Annotated in this window: 1 pseudogene; it reads left to right on the top strand. The window is 68.2% G+C overall.

From position 1 onward, the window contains the following. Positions 1 to 34 precede the first annotated feature (34 nt). A pseudogene (locus tag NP777_RS46950) lies at positions 35 to 885 on the top strand (IS5 family transposase). Positions 886 to 890 lie beyond the last annotated feature (5 nt).

The following is an 890-nucleotide window of genomic DNA, read 5'->3' as shown; positions in this document are numbered from 1 at the left end:
AGAGGCACTAACACAATGAGATGGATCGGTCCTGGTGCCCGTGCCTGGACGGGCAGTTGGGCGTTGTCCGGCCGTGGGGACTTCGCCTTGGATCGTGTCGGACGACTTGTGGGAGCGGATCGAGCCGCTGCTGCCGAAGAAGGAACGGCGGTTCCGACACCCGGGCCGCAAACCCGTCCCGGACCGGCCGGTGCTGTGCGGGATCCTGTTCGTGCTCCACACCGGCATCCAGTGGGAACACCTTCCCCAGGAGCTCGGTTTCGGGTCGGGCATGACGTGCTGGCGACGGCTGCGGGACTGGAACGAGGCCAGGGTGTGGCAACAGCTGCACGAGGTGCTGCTGGCCGAGCTGAACGCCGCCGCCCGTCTGGACTGGTCGAGAGCAGTTGTGGACTCCAGCCACGTCAGGGCATTAAAAGGGGGCTCCAGACGGGCCCGTCGCCGGTCGACCGGGGACGAGCCGGCTCCAAACACCACCTGATCACCGACGGGCACGGCACCCCGCTCGCGGCCATCCTCACCGGCGGCAACCGCAACGACGTCACCCAGCTCATGCCCCTGCTCGATGCCATCCCGCCCGTCCGGGGCAGGCCCGGCCGGCCCCGCCGCAAGCCTCAGTCGGTCTTCGCCGACCGAGGCTACGACCACGACGTCTACCGCGACCAGGTCCGCACGCGCCGGATCATCCCTGTCATCGCCCGCCGGGGCACACCGCACGGCAGTGGCCTGGGCATCTACCGGTGGGTGGTTGAGCGCACGTTCGCCTGGCTGCACGGCTTCAAACGACTCCGCGTCCGCTGGGAACGCCGAGCCGACATCCACGAAGCGTTCCTCAAGCTCGCCTGCTGCCTGATCACCCACCGCCAGGTCCACTCATTGTGTTAGCTGCT

The sequence above is a fragment of the Streptomyces rugosispiralis genome, from assembly GCF_024505145.1.
GTDB classification, from domain to species: Bacteria; Actinomycetota; Actinomycetes; order Streptomycetales; family Streptomycetaceae; genus Streptomyces; species Streptomyces rugosispiralis.
The sequence above is the reverse complement of the archived record's forward strand: the minus strand, read 5'-3'. Positions and strand labels throughout refer to the sequence as shown.